General features: G+C 60.6%; 11 protein-coding genes. 7 read left to right on the forward strand and 4 right to left on the reverse strand.

Annotated elements, in window-relative coordinates; all coding sequences use genetic code 11:
- The first annotated feature begins 9 nt into the window (after positions 1-9).
- From SPHV1_RS12290 to SPHV1_RS12310, 5 genes are all read left to right on the forward strand, one after another.
- On the forward strand, positions 10-375 hold the full coding sequence (locus tag SPHV1_RS12290) for a PleD family two-component system response regulator (RefSeq protein WP_054946335.1): 366 nt from the start codon (positions 10-12) through the stop codon (positions 373-375).
- A 74-nt stretch (positions 376-449) separates the two neighbouring features.
- A complete protein-coding gene (gene cheB / locus SPHV1_RS12295) occupies positions 450-1,472 on the forward strand; it encodes a chemotaxis-specific protein-glutamate methyltransferase CheB (protein ID WP_054946336.1) in 1,023 nt (340 codons plus the stop codon).
- On the forward strand, positions 1,463-2,335 hold the full coding sequence (locus SPHV1_RS12300; RefSeq protein WP_082430987.1) for a protein-glutamate O-methyltransferase CheR: 873 nt from the start codon (positions 1,463-1,465) through the stop codon (positions 2,333-2,335). Before cheB ends, SPHV1_RS12300 begins: the two co-directional genes overlap by 10 nt.
- A gap of 52 nt (positions 2,336-2,387) precedes the next feature.
- The gene (locus SPHV1_RS12305) at positions 2,388-4,175 is read left to right on the forward strand and encodes a methyl-accepting chemotaxis protein (RefSeq protein ID WP_197277718.1); all 1,788 of its coding nucleotides are present in this window, start codon (positions 2,388-2,390) and stop codon (positions 4,173-4,175) included.
- Positions 4,176-4,343: 168 nt separating this feature from the next.
- The gene (locus SPHV1_RS12310; protein WP_082430988.1) at positions 4,344-6,788 is read left to right on the forward strand and encodes a glycoside hydrolase N-terminal domain-containing protein; all 2,445 of its coding nucleotides are present in this window, start codon (positions 4,344-4,346) and stop codon (positions 6,786-6,788) included.
- On the opposite strand, the gene SPHV1_RS12315 is transcribed toward SPHV1_RS12310, so the two are convergent.
- From SPHV1_RS12315 to SPHV1_RS12325, 3 genes are all read right to left on the reverse strand, one after another.
- Positions 6,772-9,441: a glycoside hydrolase family 3 C-terminal domain-containing protein gene (locus SPHV1_RS12315; protein WP_054946386.1), complete on the reverse strand. Its 2,670-nt coding sequence runs from the start codon at positions 9,439-9,441 to the stop codon at positions 6,772-6,774. The two genes, SPHV1_RS12310 and SPHV1_RS12315, sit on opposite strands and share 17 nt — an antisense overlap.
- Positions 9,442-9,533: 92 nt before the next feature.
- A complete protein-coding gene (locus SPHV1_RS12320; RefSeq protein WP_054946339.1) occupies positions 9,534-11,075 on the reverse strand; it encodes a tryptophan halogenase family protein in 1,542 nt (513 codons plus the stop codon).
- Between the two features lie 63 nt (positions 11,076-11,138).
- Positions 11,139-14,063, reverse strand: a complete 2,925-nt coding sequence (locus SPHV1_RS12325) for a TonB-dependent receptor (RefSeq protein WP_054946387.1) — start codon at positions 14,061-14,063, stop codon at positions 11,139-11,141.
- A gap of 334 nt (positions 14,064-14,397) precedes the next feature.
- On the opposite strand from SPHV1_RS12325, the gene SPHV1_RS12330 reads away from it, so the two are divergent.
- Together SPHV1_RS12330 and SPHV1_RS12335 are read left to right on the forward strand one after the other, a co-directional pair.
- A complete protein-coding gene (locus SPHV1_RS12330) occupies positions 14,398-15,090 on the forward strand; it encodes a SapC family protein (RefSeq protein ID WP_082430989.1) in 693 nt (230 codons plus the stop codon).
- A 5-nt stretch (positions 15,091-15,095) separates the two neighbouring features.
- Positions 15,096-16,115 (forward strand): cupin-like domain-containing protein, encoded by a 1,020-nt coding sequence (locus SPHV1_RS12335; RefSeq protein ID WP_054946389.1) that lies wholly within the window; start codon positions 15,096-15,098, stop codon positions 16,113-16,115.
- 77 nt (positions 16,116-16,192) lie between these two features.
- Here SPHV1_RS12335 and SPHV1_RS12340 read toward each other — a convergent pair whose 3' ends face one another.
- Positions 16,193-18,283 (reverse strand): alpha-L-arabinofuranosidase C-terminal domain-containing protein, encoded by a 2,091-nt coding sequence (locus SPHV1_RS12340; RefSeq protein ID WP_054946340.1) that lies wholly within the window; start codon positions 18,281-18,283, stop codon positions 16,193-16,195.
- Positions 18,284-18,573 lie beyond the last annotated feature (290 nt).

The following is an 18,573-nucleotide window of genomic DNA, read 5'->3' on the forward strand; positions in this document are numbered from 1 at the left end:
GACCGAGCGATGAAGACCTGCCTGATCGTCGATGACTCGCGCATGATCCGCAATTATCTGCGCAGTTCCTTGCAGGCGCTGGGCTTCGAGGTGCGCGAGGCAGTGAACGGGCGCGAGGCCGTAATCCGCTGTGAGGAGTCCATGCCCGACCTCATTCTGCTCGACTGGCACATGCCGGTGATGGACGGCCTCGAATTCATCCGACTGTTGCGCGACGGCGCAGAGGCTCCACAACCCAAGGTCGTCTTCTGCACCACCGAAAGCGATATCGCGCATATTCGCATCGCGCTTGAAGCAGGTGCCGACGAATACGTCATGAAACCCTTCGATCGCGAAACTCTGCACATGAAGCTGCAACTCGTCGGCGCTGCCTGAGTGTCACGTCGATGGTAATGGCTGGGACCGGGCCAAGCTCCGCACATGCCCCTTGGCGCCGGCCCGTCAGGCTCATGATCGTGGATGATTCACTGGTGGCTCGCACCGCGCTCGGACGCATGGTGGGCAGCTCGGACGACCTCGAAGTCGTTGCGGGTGCGAGCACGGCCGAAAGTGCCCTCGATGTCCTGCGCCGGTGCACGGTCGACGTCATCCTGCTCGATCTCGACATGCCCGGCATGGGTGGTCTTGCAGCCCTGCCCGAAATCGTCGCGCGGGCGAACGGGGCCAGGATCCTGGTGGTCTCCTCATTTACCGTCGACGGGGCAGAACAGACCCTTGCTGCCCTGTCACTCGGCGCTGCCGATACATTGCCAAAGCCCGATGTCCGCAGTTCGCGCGAGGCTTATCGGCAGACATTGTTGGCGAAAATTCGCGAACTTGGATCGGCCGATGCGGAAATCGCGCCCAAGCCGAGGTCGACGCACGCCATGCGGCCCATTCTCCGAAAGCGCCCGGGCCTCCTGGCCATCGGCGCCTCCACCGGTGGCATACATGCGCTGACATGCCTGTTCGAAGCGATGCCGCGCCGCCTGGGCATTCCGATTCTGGTGACGCAGCACTTGCCGTCGACTTTCATGCCTGCCTTCGCACGCCAGCTTGCGAGTGCGTCAGGCTACGAGACGGTTCTTGCGCAGGAAGGGATGCCACTCCCGCCCGACCGGATCGTGGTTGCCCCCGGCGATGCCCACCTCACGGTCCAAAGCCAATCGGGTCAGCTTTCGGTGCACCTTGATCGCAGCCGATCCGAAAGCGGGTGCATGCCCTCCGTGGACTGGATGTTCGGTTCTCTCGCGAAGGAAGTCGGCAACGATGCCTGCGGTGTCGTCCTCACCGGCATGGGGCGTGATGGCGTATCGGGCGCTGCCAGTCTGGTTGCGGCGGGTGGTACGATCATCGCTCAGGACGAAGCGAGCTCCGCCGTCTGGGGAATGCCCCGCGCCATCGTCGAGGCCGGTCTCGCCAGCGCCATTCTTCCACCCGTGGCCATCGCGCGGCATATCGCGGACAGCGTGGGGGTGGCTCCATGCAGATAAGCGAAACCTCGCGGCGCATTCTTGCCGACCTGCTCAAGTCGGAAACCGGCCAGTCCTTTCACGACAGCCGCCAGTGGCGGATCGGCACGGCTCTCTCCGGCCTCAGCCGAGAACATGGCATTGCCGACCTGGACCGGCTGATCGCCACGCTCTCGACTTCGCGCCGATCCCCGCTGGCGCAGACACTGGTCGAAGCCCTGCTCAACAACGAGACCTATTTCTTTCGCGATCGGGCCATGTTCGAGCTGTTGGCAAAGCAGGTCCTGCCCCGCCTCGCAGAGGCTCGAGCCACGAGCAGGACGCTCAATATCTGGTCCGCAGGCTGTTCCACGGGGCAGGAGTCGCTCTCGCTTGCCTTGCTCTTTGCCGAACAGGCACCGCGCTGGGAGGGCTGGACGATCAGCATTCTGGGCACCGATGTCTCGGCCGGCATGATCGAAGCGGCACGCAACGCCTGCTACACCCCGTTCCAGATCCAGCGCGGGCTTGCCGTGGGACAGATGATCAAATGGTTCGATGAAACGCCACGCGGCTGGCGGGCGCAGGAAAGGTTGCGCAAGATGGTACGCTTTGAGCAGCACAACCTGCTCGATGCCCTGCCCCGGCCGACCAGTTTCGACGTTGTGCTGTGCCGAAATGTCCTGCTCTATTTCGACGACGTGACCCGCCGCCAGGCCTTCGATCGCCTAGCCTCGACACTGGCGCCTGACGGCTGGCTCATGCTCGGCGCCGGGGAAACCAGCATCGGGCACACGGAACGCATCACCCCGGACAGGGTATTGCGCGGTTTTTATCGACATACGTCCTTCGAGGACCCCCGGCGGCAGACAGGTCCTGCCCGAAATGCGGCCGGCCGCATTTAAGTATTCTTAAGTGGGGCTGCATAAGCTCCCAAAAGGTTCGGGGAGCTCTATGATGTCGGATGTAACAGGGGCACAGAAGCGCAACTGGTTCGGTCGCCAGTCGATCGAGACGAAAATGCGCGTGGTGATCTGCGTCTTTCTGGGTCTTTCGCTTTTCATCGCGTTATCCTGCTGGTTCGCACTTTCGACCATCCAGAGCGGCACGCAACATTACGCTCGCTTGAGCGCATCGGCTAGGCTCCTGTCTGAAGCGGGAGCCGACATCTCCCAAGCCGTCACGCAAGTCGATACGCGCAGCGCGGATGCCGATGCCGATGCCAGGCGGATAAGTGCTGCTCAGGCACTGCTCGGGGCCGCGGACGACAAACTGACGAATGCTCGGCTGCAGCTGGGCGAGGTCGATCCTGAAATCGCCTTGACATTCGACCAGCTCGACAGGAGGCTGACGGATCTTGCGGCCAAACTGCAGGTCGCGGATCGGGCCTCTGGCTACTCCCGGGAGGGCGCGGACCTGTCGGCCAAGGCCATTGCCCTTGGCGAGGCGTTGATGACCCGCGCCATGGTCGGACAGGATCGTGGCAATACATTCATCGCCTGGAGCGAGTGGGCGATGGTCGCATTCGCCCTGATCGCAGCGCTCAACGGAGCCTTGGCACTCGGCCTGACCCGGCGCGACATAACCGGTCCTTTGCACAAGATCACCGAAGCGATGCGCAAGCTTGCCGATGGCGACAACAACATCGAAGTGCCCGACACCGATGCGCCGCACGAGATCGGCGATATGGCGCGTTCCATCGAGGTATTCCGACGCGGCTATCTTCGCATCGAACGCCTGCGTGCCGAAGCTGCCGAGGCGGCACAGGCGGAAATCGAACGCGAAAAGCAGGCTCGCCGCGAGCGTGAGGAAATGCGCGCGAGGCAGAAAAGAGTGCTGGTCGAACTGGCCAACAAGTTCGAACAGACCGTCGGCGAGATCGTCAGCGGCGTTGCGGCTGCGTCGAGCCAGCTACAGGTCACGGCAACGGCGATGGCCTCCGCGGCCGAACAGTCCGCCATGCAGACGGGTGACGTCTCTTCCGCAATGAACGAAGCCTCGGCCGGGGTTACGGCAGCAGCGGCGGCCAGTGACGAATTCGCCATGTCGATCAACGAGATCAGCCGTCAGGCCGCAAGTTCGGCGGATCTCGCGCGCAAGGCCACGCTTACCGCATCGGATGCGGACGAGACAATCGTCGCCCTGGCGGTCTCGGCCGAACAGGCAAGCGAGATCGTGAAGCTCATTTCGACCATCGCGCACCGCACCAACCTGCTTGCGCTCAACGCCTCGATCGAGGCTGCACGCGGAGGCGAAGCGGGTCGCGGTTTCGCGGTTGTGGCGTCGGAGGTAAAGGAACTGGCCGACCGCACCAGCAAGGCGGCGGAGGAAGTTTCGCTGCAGATCCGCGTAATCCAGGAATCGACGGAATGCAGCGTGGCGGCACTGCGGGCCATCGGCAAGGACATCGAGGAGCTGGAAGCGACTTCGGTCTCGATTGCAGCCGCCGTGGACCAGCAATCCCTGGCAGGTCAGGATCTCGCGCGCAGCATTGACCTTGCCGCCCGCAGCGCAGACGAGGTGACCTCGAATATCGCGCAAGTACGCGAAACTTCGCTTTCGACGGGTGCAGCTGCATCGCAGGTGCTCACATCCTCGACCGAGCTGGAACAGCAGGCGATCATGCTCAAGATGCAGGTTGATCAGTTCCTGCAGCATGTCCGCACGCCGGATGAGAATGCGCAACGATCGCGCCAGCCAGTTCCCGGTTCTGAGGAAGTACCGGAACTCGCTATCGCCAGCTGATCGGCCCGTCATACCGGGCTTGTTTGAAAGCAGGGAAAGGTCCGGCACAAGGGTCTACGATCGCACTTGCCGTCCGACATTGGATAGCGCTATCATTACTCCGACAAGATAGCTGCTGACGAAGAGCTGAGCGCTTTTCGTCCATGCGGAGAGGATAGCAAGAAGGCGATGACCGTTCCAGTCGACAACCCAGCCAACCCATTGGGCCACCCTTCCGGTTCGGCTAGAGATCACTTCGCTTTGAGCCGGCGCAAGCTGTTGACGGGTACCGCCACGATGAGCGCTGCCGTGGCTTTGGGCGAATTCGGCTCGTCTTCGACAGCCGGAGCGGCGCCGATGCCGCTTTCCCGGGATCGCCTGTGGTACCGTCAGCCTGCGCACGAGTGGATCGAGGCGTTGCCGGTGGGTAACGGTCGGATCGGGGCCATGGTCTTCGGTGGCTCGGGACTGGAACGTCTGCAGCTCAATGAGGATACGCTGTGGACTGGTGGACCCTACAATCCGGTCAATCCTGAGGCGCACACAGTCCTTCCCCAGGTCCGCCAATTGATCGAACAAGGGCGCTTCACGCAGGCGCAGGCCTTGGCGAATGAAAGGCTCATGGCTCGCCCCTTGAGCCAGATGGCCTATCAGACCTTCGGGAACCTGACGATTGCGATGCCGAGCCTCGGTGCCGTCGAGCAGGGAAGCTACCTGCGGGAACTGGATCTCGATGCAGCGCTGGCGACGACAACCTTCCAGGCCGATGGCGTGTCGTGGTCCCGCGAAGTCGTCGCATCGCCAGACCATCAGGTCATTGCCGTCCGCTTGTGGGCCGATCAGCCAGGCATGATCTACTGCCTAGTCGGTCTGGAGGCACCCCACGACAGTGCACTCACGATAGATGGCGACACACTGATCCTCAGCGGACGGAACAACGGCGCTCATGGCGTGGAGGGTGCCCTGCGCTTCGAGGCTCGGGCACGCATTTTGCATCAGGGCGGAGGGCATTCGGTCAGCGATGGCAAGCTAGCTGTGGAAGGCGCCGACACCGTCACGATCCTGATCGCCATGGCGACCAGCTATCGTGGGTTCGACGATGTCAGCGGTGACCCATCGCAGATCACGCGCGGTCAGATCGAAGCGGCCAGTCGCTATTCATTTGCGCGCATCGCTGCCGACACCGCCGCATCGCATCGGAAACTCTATCGCCGAGTTGCTCTCGATCTGGGCGAAACGCCCGAGGCGCACCGCCCCACTGACGAGCGTATTCGCACCAGCCAGACTTCCGATGACAGCGCCCTGGCCGCACTCTACTTCCAGTACGGACGTTACCTGCTGATCTGCTCTTCACGGCCCGGCAGCCAGCCAGCCAACCTGCAGGGCATCTGGAACGACAGCGACGATCCGCCGTGGGGATCCAAGTACACGATCAATATCAATACCGAGATGAACTACTGGCCTGCCGAACCGAGCGGGCTTGGCGAATGCGTGGCCCCCCTCGTGTCACTGGTGCGCGATCTTGCGCAGACCGGTGCCCGCACCGCTCGGGAGATGTATGGCGCAAGGGGGTGGGTCGCGCATCACAACACGGACTTGTGGCGTGCCACCGCACCGATCGATGGAGCCGCATGGGGCCTGTGGCCGATGGGCGGAGCCTGGCTATGCACGCACCTTTGGGACCATTTCGACTATCACCGTGACACGGAGTTCCTGCGCTCCATCTATCCCCTGATGCGCGGAGCCGCGCTGTTTTTCCTCGATACCTTACAGCGCGATCCGGCCACCGGGTTTCTTGTCACCAATCCGTCGATCTCACCGGAAAACGAGCATCCCGGCGGCGCGTCGGTATGCGCCGGGCCTGCCGTCGATCGGCAGATCCTGCGCGACCTGCTCGCTCAGACGGCAAAGGCTGCGACCATCCTTGGCGTGGATCGTGAATTATCTGCACAGATGCTCGACGCCCTCAGTCGGCTCGCACCCGACAGGATTGGGTCGCAAGGCCAATTGCAGGAATGGCTGGAGGATTGGGATGCCGACGCGCCCGAACCGCATCACCGCCATGTTTCCCATCTCTACGGGCTTTATCCCAGCCACCAGATCAACCTTGATGAGACGCCCGCACTAGCCATGGCTGCGCGCAAGTCGCTGGAATTACGGGGCGACGAATCCACTGGCTGGGCCACGGCATGGCGCGCAAACCTCTGGGCTCGCTTGCGCGAGGGCGATCATGCGCACCGTATCCTGCGTTACCTGCTCGGTCCTGAGCGGACCTATCCCAATATGTTCGACGCTCACCCACCGTTCCAGATCGATGGTAATTTCGGTGGCGCGGCGGCCATCGCCGAAATGCTTGTCCAAAGCCGGGACGACGAGATCCGCCTGCTGCCGGCCCTCCCCCGCGCGTGGCCGCAGGGCTCCGCTCGGGGCTTGCGCACACGCGGCGCCTGCGAGGTCAGTCTGGGATGGCGTGGTGGCGAACTGATCTCTGCAAAACTGGTCGGTCGCACAGCGGGAAAGCGGATCGTCCGTCTGAACGACCGCAGCGCCGAAGTGGAATTGATCCCCGGGCGGCCCGTCACGCTGAACGGGCCGTCGCTGAGGACATCACCACTGGTTACTTCGGCAGAGTGACCGCCTTGTCGACCGAGAAATCGGCCGATTGCGTCGGATTATCGAAGCCGGGCTGACCGCCACCCACCGTCACCTTGTATTGGCCTTCCAGCACTTTGCGAACGCCATCCGGGGTTACCGAACTGAGATCGCGCGGTGACAGGTCGAAGGTAACCTTGCGCGTTTCTCCCGGCTGCAACGACACCTTCTGAAAACCGCGCAGGGCAATGTTGGGTGTGCCCGGTGCATCGGGGAAATCGAGATAGAGCTGCACTGCATCGCCGCCGGCGCGCTGGCCGGTGTTGCTGACCTGCGTGGTCACACGAAGGCCATTGTGTGCCCCGCCTCCAGCAGGCTCAACCGCCACCGGGCCATAGCCGAAAGTCGTGTAGCTGAGACCGTATCCGAAGGGGTAGACAGCTTTCCCGGTGAAGTAGCGATAGGTTCGTCCTTTCATATCGTAATCGTCGAAGGGCGGCAGATCTTCGACGCTACGATAGAAAGTCAGGGGCAGTCGGCCGGTCGGATTGACCTTGCCGGTCAGCACATTGGCAATGGCAAGGCCGCCAGACTGGCCCGGATACCATGCCTCTAGGATGGCATCGGCGTTGTCCTTGGCCCAGCTGAGGTTGATCGGACTGCCGTTCATGGCCACGACGATCAGCGGCTTGCCGGTTGCCTTGGCCTGTTCCAGCAGCTTTTGCTGGTCCGCAGGAATATCGAGCGTGGTCTTGTCGCCGCCCTTGAACCCGGGAATCTCGATCGGCGATTCTTCAGCTTCAAGATCGGACGTCAGTCCGACGACGGCGACAAGCACATCGGCAGCCTGTGCGGCGCTTCGCATGTCACCGGCGGGATCAGTCGAAATCCGCTTCCAGGCAAAGCCTATCCCGGCAGTTCCCGTATGCGCCTCGCCGATGATCCTGACCGGATAGCGATGCCCTTTCTCAAGGGTGACCGTCTTCATGGTGGGCAAGCTGCCCCATTTTGCGTCCTTGAGGTCGACGAATGGTTTTCCGTCGAAGTCCATTCGGCCGCTCTGGAAGCCGGAAAGCCCGAGACGGTAAGTGCCGCTCTCCGGCGGAACGAGGTAGCCGGTCCAGACTACCCGGTGATGATCGGATACTTGCGCCAGGTCCAGGCTCCGCCCATCGACGCTGCGCTCTCGCCGGGTCACGACCGGCTTTTCCGAGAATTTCACCGTCTTCAGATATTCGTCCAGCTTGCCCGGGGCAAAGAGCTTGGGCGGCGTGCCCACCACATTGTAGTAGCGCGCCGTGAGACCCGGCTTCCCATCCTCGCTGACAAGGGCGGTTTCCGGCACCGGATCGCCATCGGTCACCGTCTCTCCGAAAGGAACATAGGAAACGGATGCCTTCGGCATGGCCTGTCGCAATCCTTCGACTACCGAGATCGGCGGGGCCGAAATGGTCGAGGAATAATTGCCGCGCAGCACACGGGTGGCATCGCCGAAGGGGCCGATCACGGCCACTTTCATCCCGGCAGTCTGGAATGGCAGAATTCCGTTGTTCTTGAGAAGAACCAGGCTCTCTTCCGCAGCCTTGAGCGCAAGCGCGCCGTGGGCCGATGTTCCGACATCGGCGGCGGAGGACGTATCGGTGCTCAGCTTGCGCACCCCGGGCAAGTCGCCATTGCGCAGGCGGGCTGAGAAGAGACGGATGAGTGTCCTGTCGACATCGTTGACGGTGATGAGCCCGCGCTCCAGCGCCTCGCGATAGCGATCGGTCAACCCGTCGGTATCGGACAGGGTCCATGTGTGGCATTCGCTGTCCACGCCCATGCGCATGGCGGCGGCGACGGCGGCAGCGCCATCGGGCGCGTACTTGTGATTGTCGCTGATGTCTTTCACCGCATCGCAATCGGATACGACGTAGCCCTGGAAGCCCCAGGCATCGACAAGGTGCTCTTGCAGAAGTTCCTGGCTGGCGCAGGCCGGTTGTCCGTCAACGCGATTGTAGGCGCACATGACGGAACCGGCCTTGCCCTCCACGATCGCCGCGCGGAAAGCGGGCAGATACGTATCTTCCAGATCGTGGCGCGAGACGAAGACATTGGCATGATGGCGCGTCGATTCCGGGCCGTTATGGACGGCGAAGTGCTTTGGCGTGGCGATCACGTCCGGAAGGTCGGGATCCGGGCCCTGCATCCCTTCCACGAAGGAAACGCCCATGCGCGCCGTGAGATAGGGGTCCTCGCCATAGGTCTCCTGCCCCCTTCCCCATCGCGGATCACGGAAGATATTGATATTCGGAGACCATGTGTCGAGGCCGGTACCGATGCGCCCCATACGCCCGGTCTTGCGCGCCAGGGCGTGAAGTCCGCGCACTTCGGAACTGATCGTTCCGGCCACATCCCGCACGAGCGGCGCATCGAAGGTGGCGGCAAGGCCGATGGGCTCGGGAAAATTGGTTGTCGGCAGGGATCCCAGCGCACCATGAAGCGATTCCGTCCACCAGTTGTAGGCCGGAATGTTGAGACGCGGAATGGCCGGAGCGGTATTCAGCAACTGACCCAGCTTCTCGTCCAGCGTCATCTTCGCCACGAGATCCGCTGCCAGGGCCTTTGCCTTTGCGCGCACCGGCGAGACTGCTGCCGCTGGCGCGGCCTCTTGCGCCGATACGGAATCTATCGAGAGTCCGGCGGGAACCAGCATGGCACCGGCGAGGAGGAAGGACGTCAGCCGGTGACGGCGCGATGGGGGGTGGGTCATGCGTAATCCTCGTCGTTTGCTGGAATGGATCGCGTTCAGACCGGCTGCAAACCATGATCGACGATCTTGCGGATCAGATCGCGGTGACGGGGCAGACCTGCCCGCAGCCGCTGCGTCTGCGCCGCGTTTTCACGCATGGCTCTGGCGGCAAGGCTGGCATCTCCTGCCAGCGCTTCGGGTTCCACTTCGGTGCGAAAACCCATTCCGTAAAGAACGTACTGATAGCTCGCCGGAGGAAATACTTCTTCGACCCGGTCGAATTCATCGTGGAACCATGGCCCCTGGTATTTCCAGAGCAACAGCAGTTCCTGCAACCTTTCGGGAATGGTTTCCGGTCGCAGGTTGTCCAGCCAGAATGCACTGTCTGTGCGCTGCGTGAGCACGTAGTGCAGCTTCAGAAAATCGATGATCCGGCCCCAGCGATAATCCGTCGTGGCGTTGAACCGGCGCGCGATGGCATCCATGACCTCCCGGCACGCGGGCATCTGTTCGGCAATCAGCTTGGCCGACAGCTCGATCAGCACGATGGCGGATGCTTCCAACGGTTCGAGGAACCCGGCAGCCAGACCGACCGCGACGCAGTTGCGCTTCCAGAAGGTCTCACGGTGGCCGGAGCGGATCGGGATCTTGCGCAAGGGTAGATCCTTGCCCGCCGCGCCCAGATAAGCGCGCAATTCTTGCTCGGCCTCATCGCCGCTCGTGTGATCGCTGGAATAGACATAGCCGATTCCCCGCCGGGTCGGCAGGCCGATGTCCCAGATCCATCCTGCGGATTGAGCGGTGGATATCGTGTGCGAGGCAATCGCGCTCGTCTCACTTTCGTAGGGCAATTGAACCGCAAGCGCCGTGTCGCAGAACAGTACGTCGCTGCAATCCTTGAACGGTACGCCCAGTGCCTCGCCGATCAACAGCGCCTTGAAACCGGTGCAATCGACGAAGAGATCGCCCTCAATTTCACCGGCCTGCTCGGTGACGACGCTTTTGATATCGCCATCGTCCGTCATCTCGACCCTCTGGACGTCCGCCAGGACGTGGCGAACGCCAAGCTTCTGCGTGCAGTGACGTTGCAGGAAGGGCGCGAACTTGCCGGCGTCGAGGTGATAGGCGTAGTTCGCCAGCGCTTCGAATTCGGGTGTTGCGATAGTCTTGGGGGCCAGCCCGTCGTCGCAGATACGACCTTGCGGGCAGACGGCATCGCAAAAGCTGCTCTCTCCATTCGCCAGCCAGTGCGGGGCGAGGTTGAGCTGCGCGAATGACTGCGGCAGCATCAGCGGGTGGTAATAAGCGTCATCGGGAGCACCGGTGGTCCAGCGGGCGAACTTGGCTCCCTGCTTGAAGGCCGCATCGCATTCCCGGAAGAAGTCGGTTTCCGAGACGCCAATCCTGGCCAGAGTGGTGCGCAATGTCGGCCAGGTCCCCTCCCCGACGCCAATGATCGGCGTGTTCGGGGATTCGACCAGGGTAACCGAAAAACCTCCTGGCATCCGGCTGCGATGCTTCGCGGCGATCACTCCGGCTGTGAGCCATCCGGCCGTGCCGCCGCCGACAATAACGATCTTTTTGGTGGGTCGTTGCATGAGCCGAGGCAAAACCAGTTTGCCGGAGGTGTCAATCCTTTGACACCTCCGGCCAGGGAGGAGTTAGAAGCGGTAACGGACACCCGCAGTGAAGCGGCGGCCGTAACCGTAAACGTCAAGCAACTGGTTCTTGTAGCGACCGTGCGTGCTTTGCGTCTCGTTGGTCAGGTTCAGGATCTCGCCGAAGACGTTCAAGCCCTCGGTGATCTGATAGCTGGTGCTGAGGTCGATCTGCGTGCTGGCATTCACGAAGGTCGGCTCGGCACCGAAGGCGCCCGTGTTCTGGACTTGTCCGAATTGGAGGAGGTACTCGTCACGCCAGTTGAGCGCTGCACGGAACTCGAACCCATACTTGTCGAAGAAGCCGACGAAGTTTGCCGAGTTGGCAAGACCCGTCACGGCAAAGCCGCTCTGGCTGATATCGCTTCGGTCGTAAGGCTTGTTGGTATCGACGAACGTCGCGTTGGCGACGAAGCCGAAGCCGGAGTCGCCGAAGGTATGTTGCAGGGCAAGCTCGATGCCGCGAACGGTAGCATCAGGCCCGTTGAGGCGCTGCGAAACCGTGAACTGCGCCGGCTGCCCCGTTGACGGATCGACTACGTCGTTGATCGTCTGACGCTGCGTACCCTGAACGATGAAGTTCGAGACGTTCTTGAGGAAGAGGTTGACTGCGAGATAGGAATTTCGCTGGTAGTACCATTCCGCCGCAAGGTCGAAATTGTCCGAAAGGAAGGGCTTGAGGTTCGGGTTGCCGCCATCGGCCGTAAGCGCGCCGATACGCTGGCCGGTGCCGATGTTCAAAACCGGGGTCAGCAGGTTGAGCGTCGGACGGGTCAAGGTTCGCGATGCATCGAAGCGCAGGACGAGATCCGGCATGACTTCAAGCTTCACGTCAACAGCCGGCAGGAAGTAGCTGTAATTGCTCTTCGTTGTCACTGGCTGCACCGGACCGAAATTGACCGTAAGCAGCGTGGGGTCAGTCGTGCTCGGTGTAATCGACAGCGGAAGGCGACCGATACCGCTTGAGCTCAGATGCGTCGTTTCCTGACGCATGCCTGCCGTGAAGGTGAAGGGCATTCCTGCCAGTTCGGTTTCGAAGCGAGCCTTGAGGAAGAGTGACCACGTCTTCTCGTTGATGTTGCGATAGCTTCCAACATCGTTCGCGACGTCGAATGTACCGGTGAAGTCCCCGTTGCAGCATCCGTAGTTGTAGCCGGGGATATTTCCGGCCTGCGGATTGCCCAGTGACGTCAGGAAGTTCTGATAGTCGATCGCGTTGAAATTGATGAGCGTGGGCGGCAGCATTCCGTCGAAGCCGGGGATGAAACCGCCGGTTCCCACCATACCGTTGTAGAGATCCAACGGAATTGCGACGCCTCCACTGGTTCCCGACGCCGGGCCATAGCCCGAGTACGCCTGCCAGAAGTTATTTCCGAATGTATTGGCACTGCGGAACTTGAACGTGTCGTCGAGGTATGTCCCCCCGAAAGTCAAGGTCAGGTCGTCCTGGGTCCACTTGCCCGACAGGCGAGCCTGCTTGATCGTGTCCGTATTCTTGTTGGCGATATTGACGGTGACGTGCGAGCCGATGACCGAAGTGTCGGCCCAACGGCTGGGGTCGCCTTCCGCCCCGTAGTCATGGAGCGAAGGGAATGCACCGCTGCTGTTGCCGTCGATGGCAATGCCGAGAGTCGGGCCGATGCCGAAACCGTAGCCGATGTCCGCACCGCGTGAACTGATACGGCCGTCCGGATTGAGCCAGCTCTTCGAGAAACTGCCGTCAGCCTCGACTTCGAAGTTGCTGCTGACGTTCCACTTGACGTTGAGGCCGGTCTGGTTGGTTCGACGCAGGTTGCTGGCACGCTCAGCCGTGAAGTCGGTCTGCGAGCCCGCCTGCGTGAAGTCCAGAGGCACACCATTGTCGTCCAGAACGACGTTGCGCAGCGAACCCTGGTTGAACCAGATGCCAAATCCGAACGTACTCGAGTTGATGCGCTGTTCAGTGTAGTTGTCGTCAAGGGTGAGTAGGATGTCATCGGATGGTTGCCACTGCAACGCGATCCGCCCGTCGATACGTTCATCCTTGGTGTAGGTCTGCTGGGCACCATATTGCTGTTCGAAGAAACCCACGATCGACTTGACCTGGCTGGGATCGGCCGTCGTATCGCTAGTCGGATTGCAGACAGTGGCAGTGCTGCCCTGGAGCTGACACGGCGCATAGAGGCCGCCCGGGAACCCATGCACGTAGACGTTGTTCGTACGCGTATCGTGGCGGGTATAGATAACGTCGGCGAGGATGCCGAAGGTGTTGTCCGCAAAGGTGTCGCTGATCAGCAACCCGACCGAGGGGACGACTTTCTTGGCATAGTTCTGGACAGACCCGGAAGCGCTGGCAGCCATATGGAAGCCCGGCCTGTCGAGCGGCTTGGGATAAGCAATGTCGATGGTGGCGCCGATCGAGTTCGAACCGACCGCTACGTCCGGCGTCTTGTAAACCGCCAAAGATCCGATGAAGTCGGAGCCGACGGTGCTGAAATCGATTGAACGGCCGCCAGTGGCGGTCGAAAGACGCCGGCCATCGACGAGTGTTTCGTTGAAGTCGCCTCCGAAGCCGCGGATGGTTACGCCGTTGGCTTCGCCGCGCGGCCCGTCACGCTGGATCGAGACACCCGGAAGACGCTGCAGCGATGCTGCAACATTGGAATCCGGAAACTTGCCGATTTCTTCTGAGGAGATGACGTCGACGACGCCAGGGGCCTCACGCTTGGCATCCAGGTTGCGCTGAAGCGAACCGCGAATACCGGTTACAATAATGACGCCCTGATCGCCTTCCCGGGCTTGAGGCGCAGTATTGCTGCCTTCACTTTCCGCTTCCTGCGCATATGCGGGAGCCGTCAACGCAAGGGCCAGCACGCCCGTTGCACTTGCCGTGAACAAGCCATGCCTCAGGCGACTGCTTAATGTTCGGCCAGTATGATTGGAAATCATCATATCCCCTCCATGCCCTTTTATTTATCGACCGTGTTCATCCGGTTCGATCAGACATCGCTTGCGCGACAGATAGAAATTTGCGTGTCGAGAGTGCCGGGCGTCGCCTGCCTGTAATCGGCGTGCCGCTCTGATCCTCTCCCGATTCCTTTCTTCTGAGCAATTCGTAGCACTGCAAGGTAGCGCTATCAATAGTCTTTTGTAGGTGTATTGATTAAAGTTCTGCAGTGCTTGGCGCAGGCTGAAATTTGCGGTATCTAGCGCACAAATCGGCCATAAAAAGGGCCGATTTGTGCGGCTTTGGATCTGCGGCGAGCGCTTGGGAGAGATTAGAATGTCAATACAATTGGTAGCGCTAAATCCACAGGAGCATCGGAATCTCCGGTTGAAACCCGGTCATGCCGAAGCGTCTCATTTCACCGAAGTCATGCTGAGTGAATTTGGCTCCGCGGCTGCAGGCTGTCCGATTCTCCTGGCAAAGAATCCCGAAACCGGTGCCTTCTACGCTGGCGCGATGTTCGGCTTCAAGCCAGATGAGAACCTGCTTTCAGACAAGATGGGAGGCTCGGTACCGCCCTATCGGACACTCGATCAGCAACGCGAAGGGTTCTACGTATCAGAAGATGAAATCGCTATCGACGAGGGTTGCCCAAGGTTCAGCGAATATGAAGGTGATCTCTTGTTCGATCTGGATGGACAACCCGCCACCCCCTTGCGGCATATACAACGTGTCCTGACCCAGTTGGTTCACGGCAAGAAGGAAACGGAGGCATTTACCGCGACCCTGTTGACTCTCAAATTGATTGAGCCGATCGATATTTCGCTCAATTTCGATGATGGAGAGAAGCTGGTTCTGCAAGGACTCTATACGGTAAGCCTTGATACACTGCACGAACTCGATGATGCTGCGGTGCTCGACTTGTTCCGCAAGGGTTACCTGCAACTGATCTATACCATGGTCGGTTCGCTCAAGCATATCGGCACGCTGGCCAATATTCGCAATCGCCGGCTCAGCCGCGCTGCATGAAGCCGATGCCGGGAGACACAGTTGCCGAGTTTCCTCTCACGGCGATTTCCGATCCGGGGGCATTCCGCAAAGAGGTAATCGAGCCGTGCCGCCCGGCCATCATTCGCGCAGCCTGTGCCAATTGGCCCGCACATATCGCGGCAAGGCAGTCTGTCCGGCACTTGCGGGAATACCTTTGTGCGTTTGACAATGGGCAGCGGGCACAAGGCTTCGTTGGCGATGAATCGATCTCAGCCCGGTATCATTACGGGGCAGGCCCTGACGGCTTCAACTTCAAGCGTGAAATCATGGGAATCGCAGAAGCGTTGAAGCGGATCGAGCGGTGCGCCGAGAATCCATCACTGGGCACTGTCTACATGGGATCGCTTCCGGCCGAGAGCCACATGCCTGGCTTCGCTGAGGCCAATTGCCTGCCATTCGTGCCACGCAGCGCCAGGCCGCGGCTGTGGATCGGCAATGCGTCCGCAGTCGCTTGCCACTACGACACATTCGACAACCTTGCTTGTGTCGTAGCTGGCCAGCGAACATTTACGCTTTATCCGCCCAGCGCCATCAGCGATCTTTACGTCGGTCCGATTGATCATACGATGGCGGGCCAACCGGTAAGCTTGGCAGCCGGATCAGAACCCGGAGATCCCCGCTATCCGCGCTTCGACGTCATTAGAGAACGAGCACTGGTCGTCGAACTGGATCCGGGCGATGCGCTCTACCTGCCCAAGTTGTGGTGGCATCAGGTAGAGGCAAAGGGCGATCTCAATTTGCTCGTCAATTACTGGTGGGACGCATTCGCTTCGGGACCCGACGCACCCTTCACGGCCATGATGTTGGCCATGATTGCGATTGCTGAACGCCCTGAGCCCGAGCGGGCCGCCTGGCGTTCCTTTTTCGATCACTATGTTTTCCGCCCGGAAGGTCATCCCCTCGCCCATCTGCCGGAAGAGCAACATGGCATCCTTGGACCACTCGATCAGGGTAACTATGGCAGAATTCGCGCGATGGTCATGCAACTGCTGCGGGGCAACTGAGCCCAATCCGCGAAGGAACGAAAAACGGGCGGAACCGCGTCGGCGATTCCGCCCTGTTCACCCGTCAGGCGTCCGGACTAACTTGCCAGGGGAAATTCATAGACCACTATCGAGATCGGCGGGACTGACAGTGCGCCTTCCTGAGGCATAGCTTCGCTGCCGGTGATCGTGACTTGAGCCGGCGCGCCGACCTTGTTTGCAGCGTCCACCGACTTTCCGGTTAACACCCAGCGCTTGCCCGCTCCCGCGACTGAAAGCCCTTCGAAAGTGAGATCTGCCGACTGCTTCTGGAAGGTGGCATTGACCAAACCGATGCGCAGGGACTTGCCGTCAGGCCCTAGCGCAGCGATGATGTCCAGAGGATAAGTCGGACTGCCTGCGCGAACTTGCGGGTGATCGTAGCCGACCGGATAGCGAGGCTCGGGCTGCGGCGAATTTCCGGTGACCGTCAACGGGACCGTACCTTCGCCGAAGTGTTCGCCATAGAGCTTGAAAACGAGGCCGGTGCTGTTGAGAACCGAGGCCGCGGGCGTAATGTCCATCGTCGATGCCCCGGTGGTAAAGGCACTCATCTTCAGAAAATCAGTGTGGCGCAACATCTCCTGCATGACCATCGCATAGGCCAGCGCAGACTTCAGGTTGGCACCGCCGAAATAGGCATATTCGTCAATCGACAGGAAGATATTGTCCTTGTCGATCCTGGGGAAACGTTGCCGATAGACATCCCAGATTTCAGCCTTCATGCGCACCTGGTTCGAAGGAGAGCGCGCATACTCCATGAGTTCCGCATCGGCAGGTGCGTCTGGACGCCTTTCCGCAGCATCGTACCAGTGCTCGCTTACGCCGTCGAAATTCCCCCATGCCTTGGCAAACAGCCCGCCCGTCCAGTCTTCCACGGTGCCAAACTTGTGCCGGATGCTGTCCAGGGACGGATTTTCCTTGGCATCTCGTGGCTTGAGCTGATCGGGCATGGCCCCCGAGCCGATCAGAACGATCGACGGATCCACCGCGCGCATGGCTTCTGCAAAGCGGTTATGCTTGATCATGAAATAGTCGAGCGTCGTCCGGCCAATCTGCCACCAACCATAGGGCTCGTTGCCGATGTTCCAGTACTTGACCGCATAAGGCTCCGGATGGCCGTTTGCCGCCCGCTTGGCACCCCATTCGCTGGTGGCCGGACCGTTGAGATATTCCACTTCCTCGGCGGCAGAATGGGCATCGCCAAGCCCGGCATTGACCGTGACGTATGGATCGACGCCGAGGATCTGCGTCAGTTTCATCCATTCGTCCATGCCGAGATCGTTGGGCTGCATGGCGCTCCAGGCATGGTCGAACATGGGAGCGCGCTTGTCGCGCGGTCCCAGCGCACCGTGCCAGTCCCAATCGGACAGAAAGTTCCCACCCGGCAGCCGCCACATTCCCGAATTCAGAGAACGGGCAATCGCCGTAGTGTCCGCGCGCCAGCCATCGATATTGTCATCGGGCATCAAGGAAATCGCATCGACCCTGAATGCGCCGGTTCCCGTTCCGGTGATTTCCAACCGCGCATCGCTGGTGCCGGTTTTGGGTGAAAAGGCGAATTCGACTTTCTGCCAACCGGGCCGGGGCGTATCGAGGCTTACAATCTGGCGATCCGAGCGGCCTTTGCCCCAGGCCAGGGCAACTTGAACATGGACCCCGGGATCGCCTGACAACCACAAGTGGCCAACATAGCGTTTACCTGCTGCGATGCCGATGCCCGATTGGCCGAAGCCACGAATTTCCTTGCTGGAGACCGTGACTTTCGGAGACTGATTGCCGACGAACGGATCGGATGTGTCCATTTCCACGGCATCGTCACTTCCGATCGGACGCCATTTGCGGTAGATCACTCCCGGTCTTCCTTCCGGGTTCGGTGGCGGCGGAACATCTTTCGCCGCAGTCACAACCGGGTAGTAGAACTTGCGGTCATCGAGCATCTCTGCCCAGAGACTGCGTGCGACAAGGCCACCTATCGGCTCGATGAACATGCCATAAGCATGACGGGTCACCGCATCGGATCGGCTCGCGGCATCGATCGTCGCACGAACAGTATCGGGTGTCTGCGCCCCGATTGCCGCAGGCAGCGCTATCGATGCGCTCAGTGCCAGCGCCAGCCCGGTGCCTGCGCCTTTCAGCGGCATCCGCATGGCCATCTCTCCCTATCTTTGACTCTGAGTTAATAACCTATCAGCGATTCAATGATAGCGCTACCTTCTTTGCGCCTGTTGGTGATCTGCAACGAGAATTGATCCTACATGACTGTATTTACGATCTTAAAATCTGCCAGAAAGTATATCCAATCACCGTCGCGATAAGAAATCGGTACAATCCGAGATTGACACCCTGAAGATTTACGCAGACAAAATATGCGCTTCAGGGCCGATACGTTGCGAAAGACAAATCCGGCACCAATCCGCAAAGGGACAGGATGAGATGG

It is taken from the genome of Novosphingobium sp. KN65.2 (assembly GCF_001368935.1).
Classification (GTDB): Bacteria; Pseudomonadota; Alphaproteobacteria; order Sphingomonadales; family Sphingomonadaceae; genus Novosphingobium; species Novosphingobium mathurense.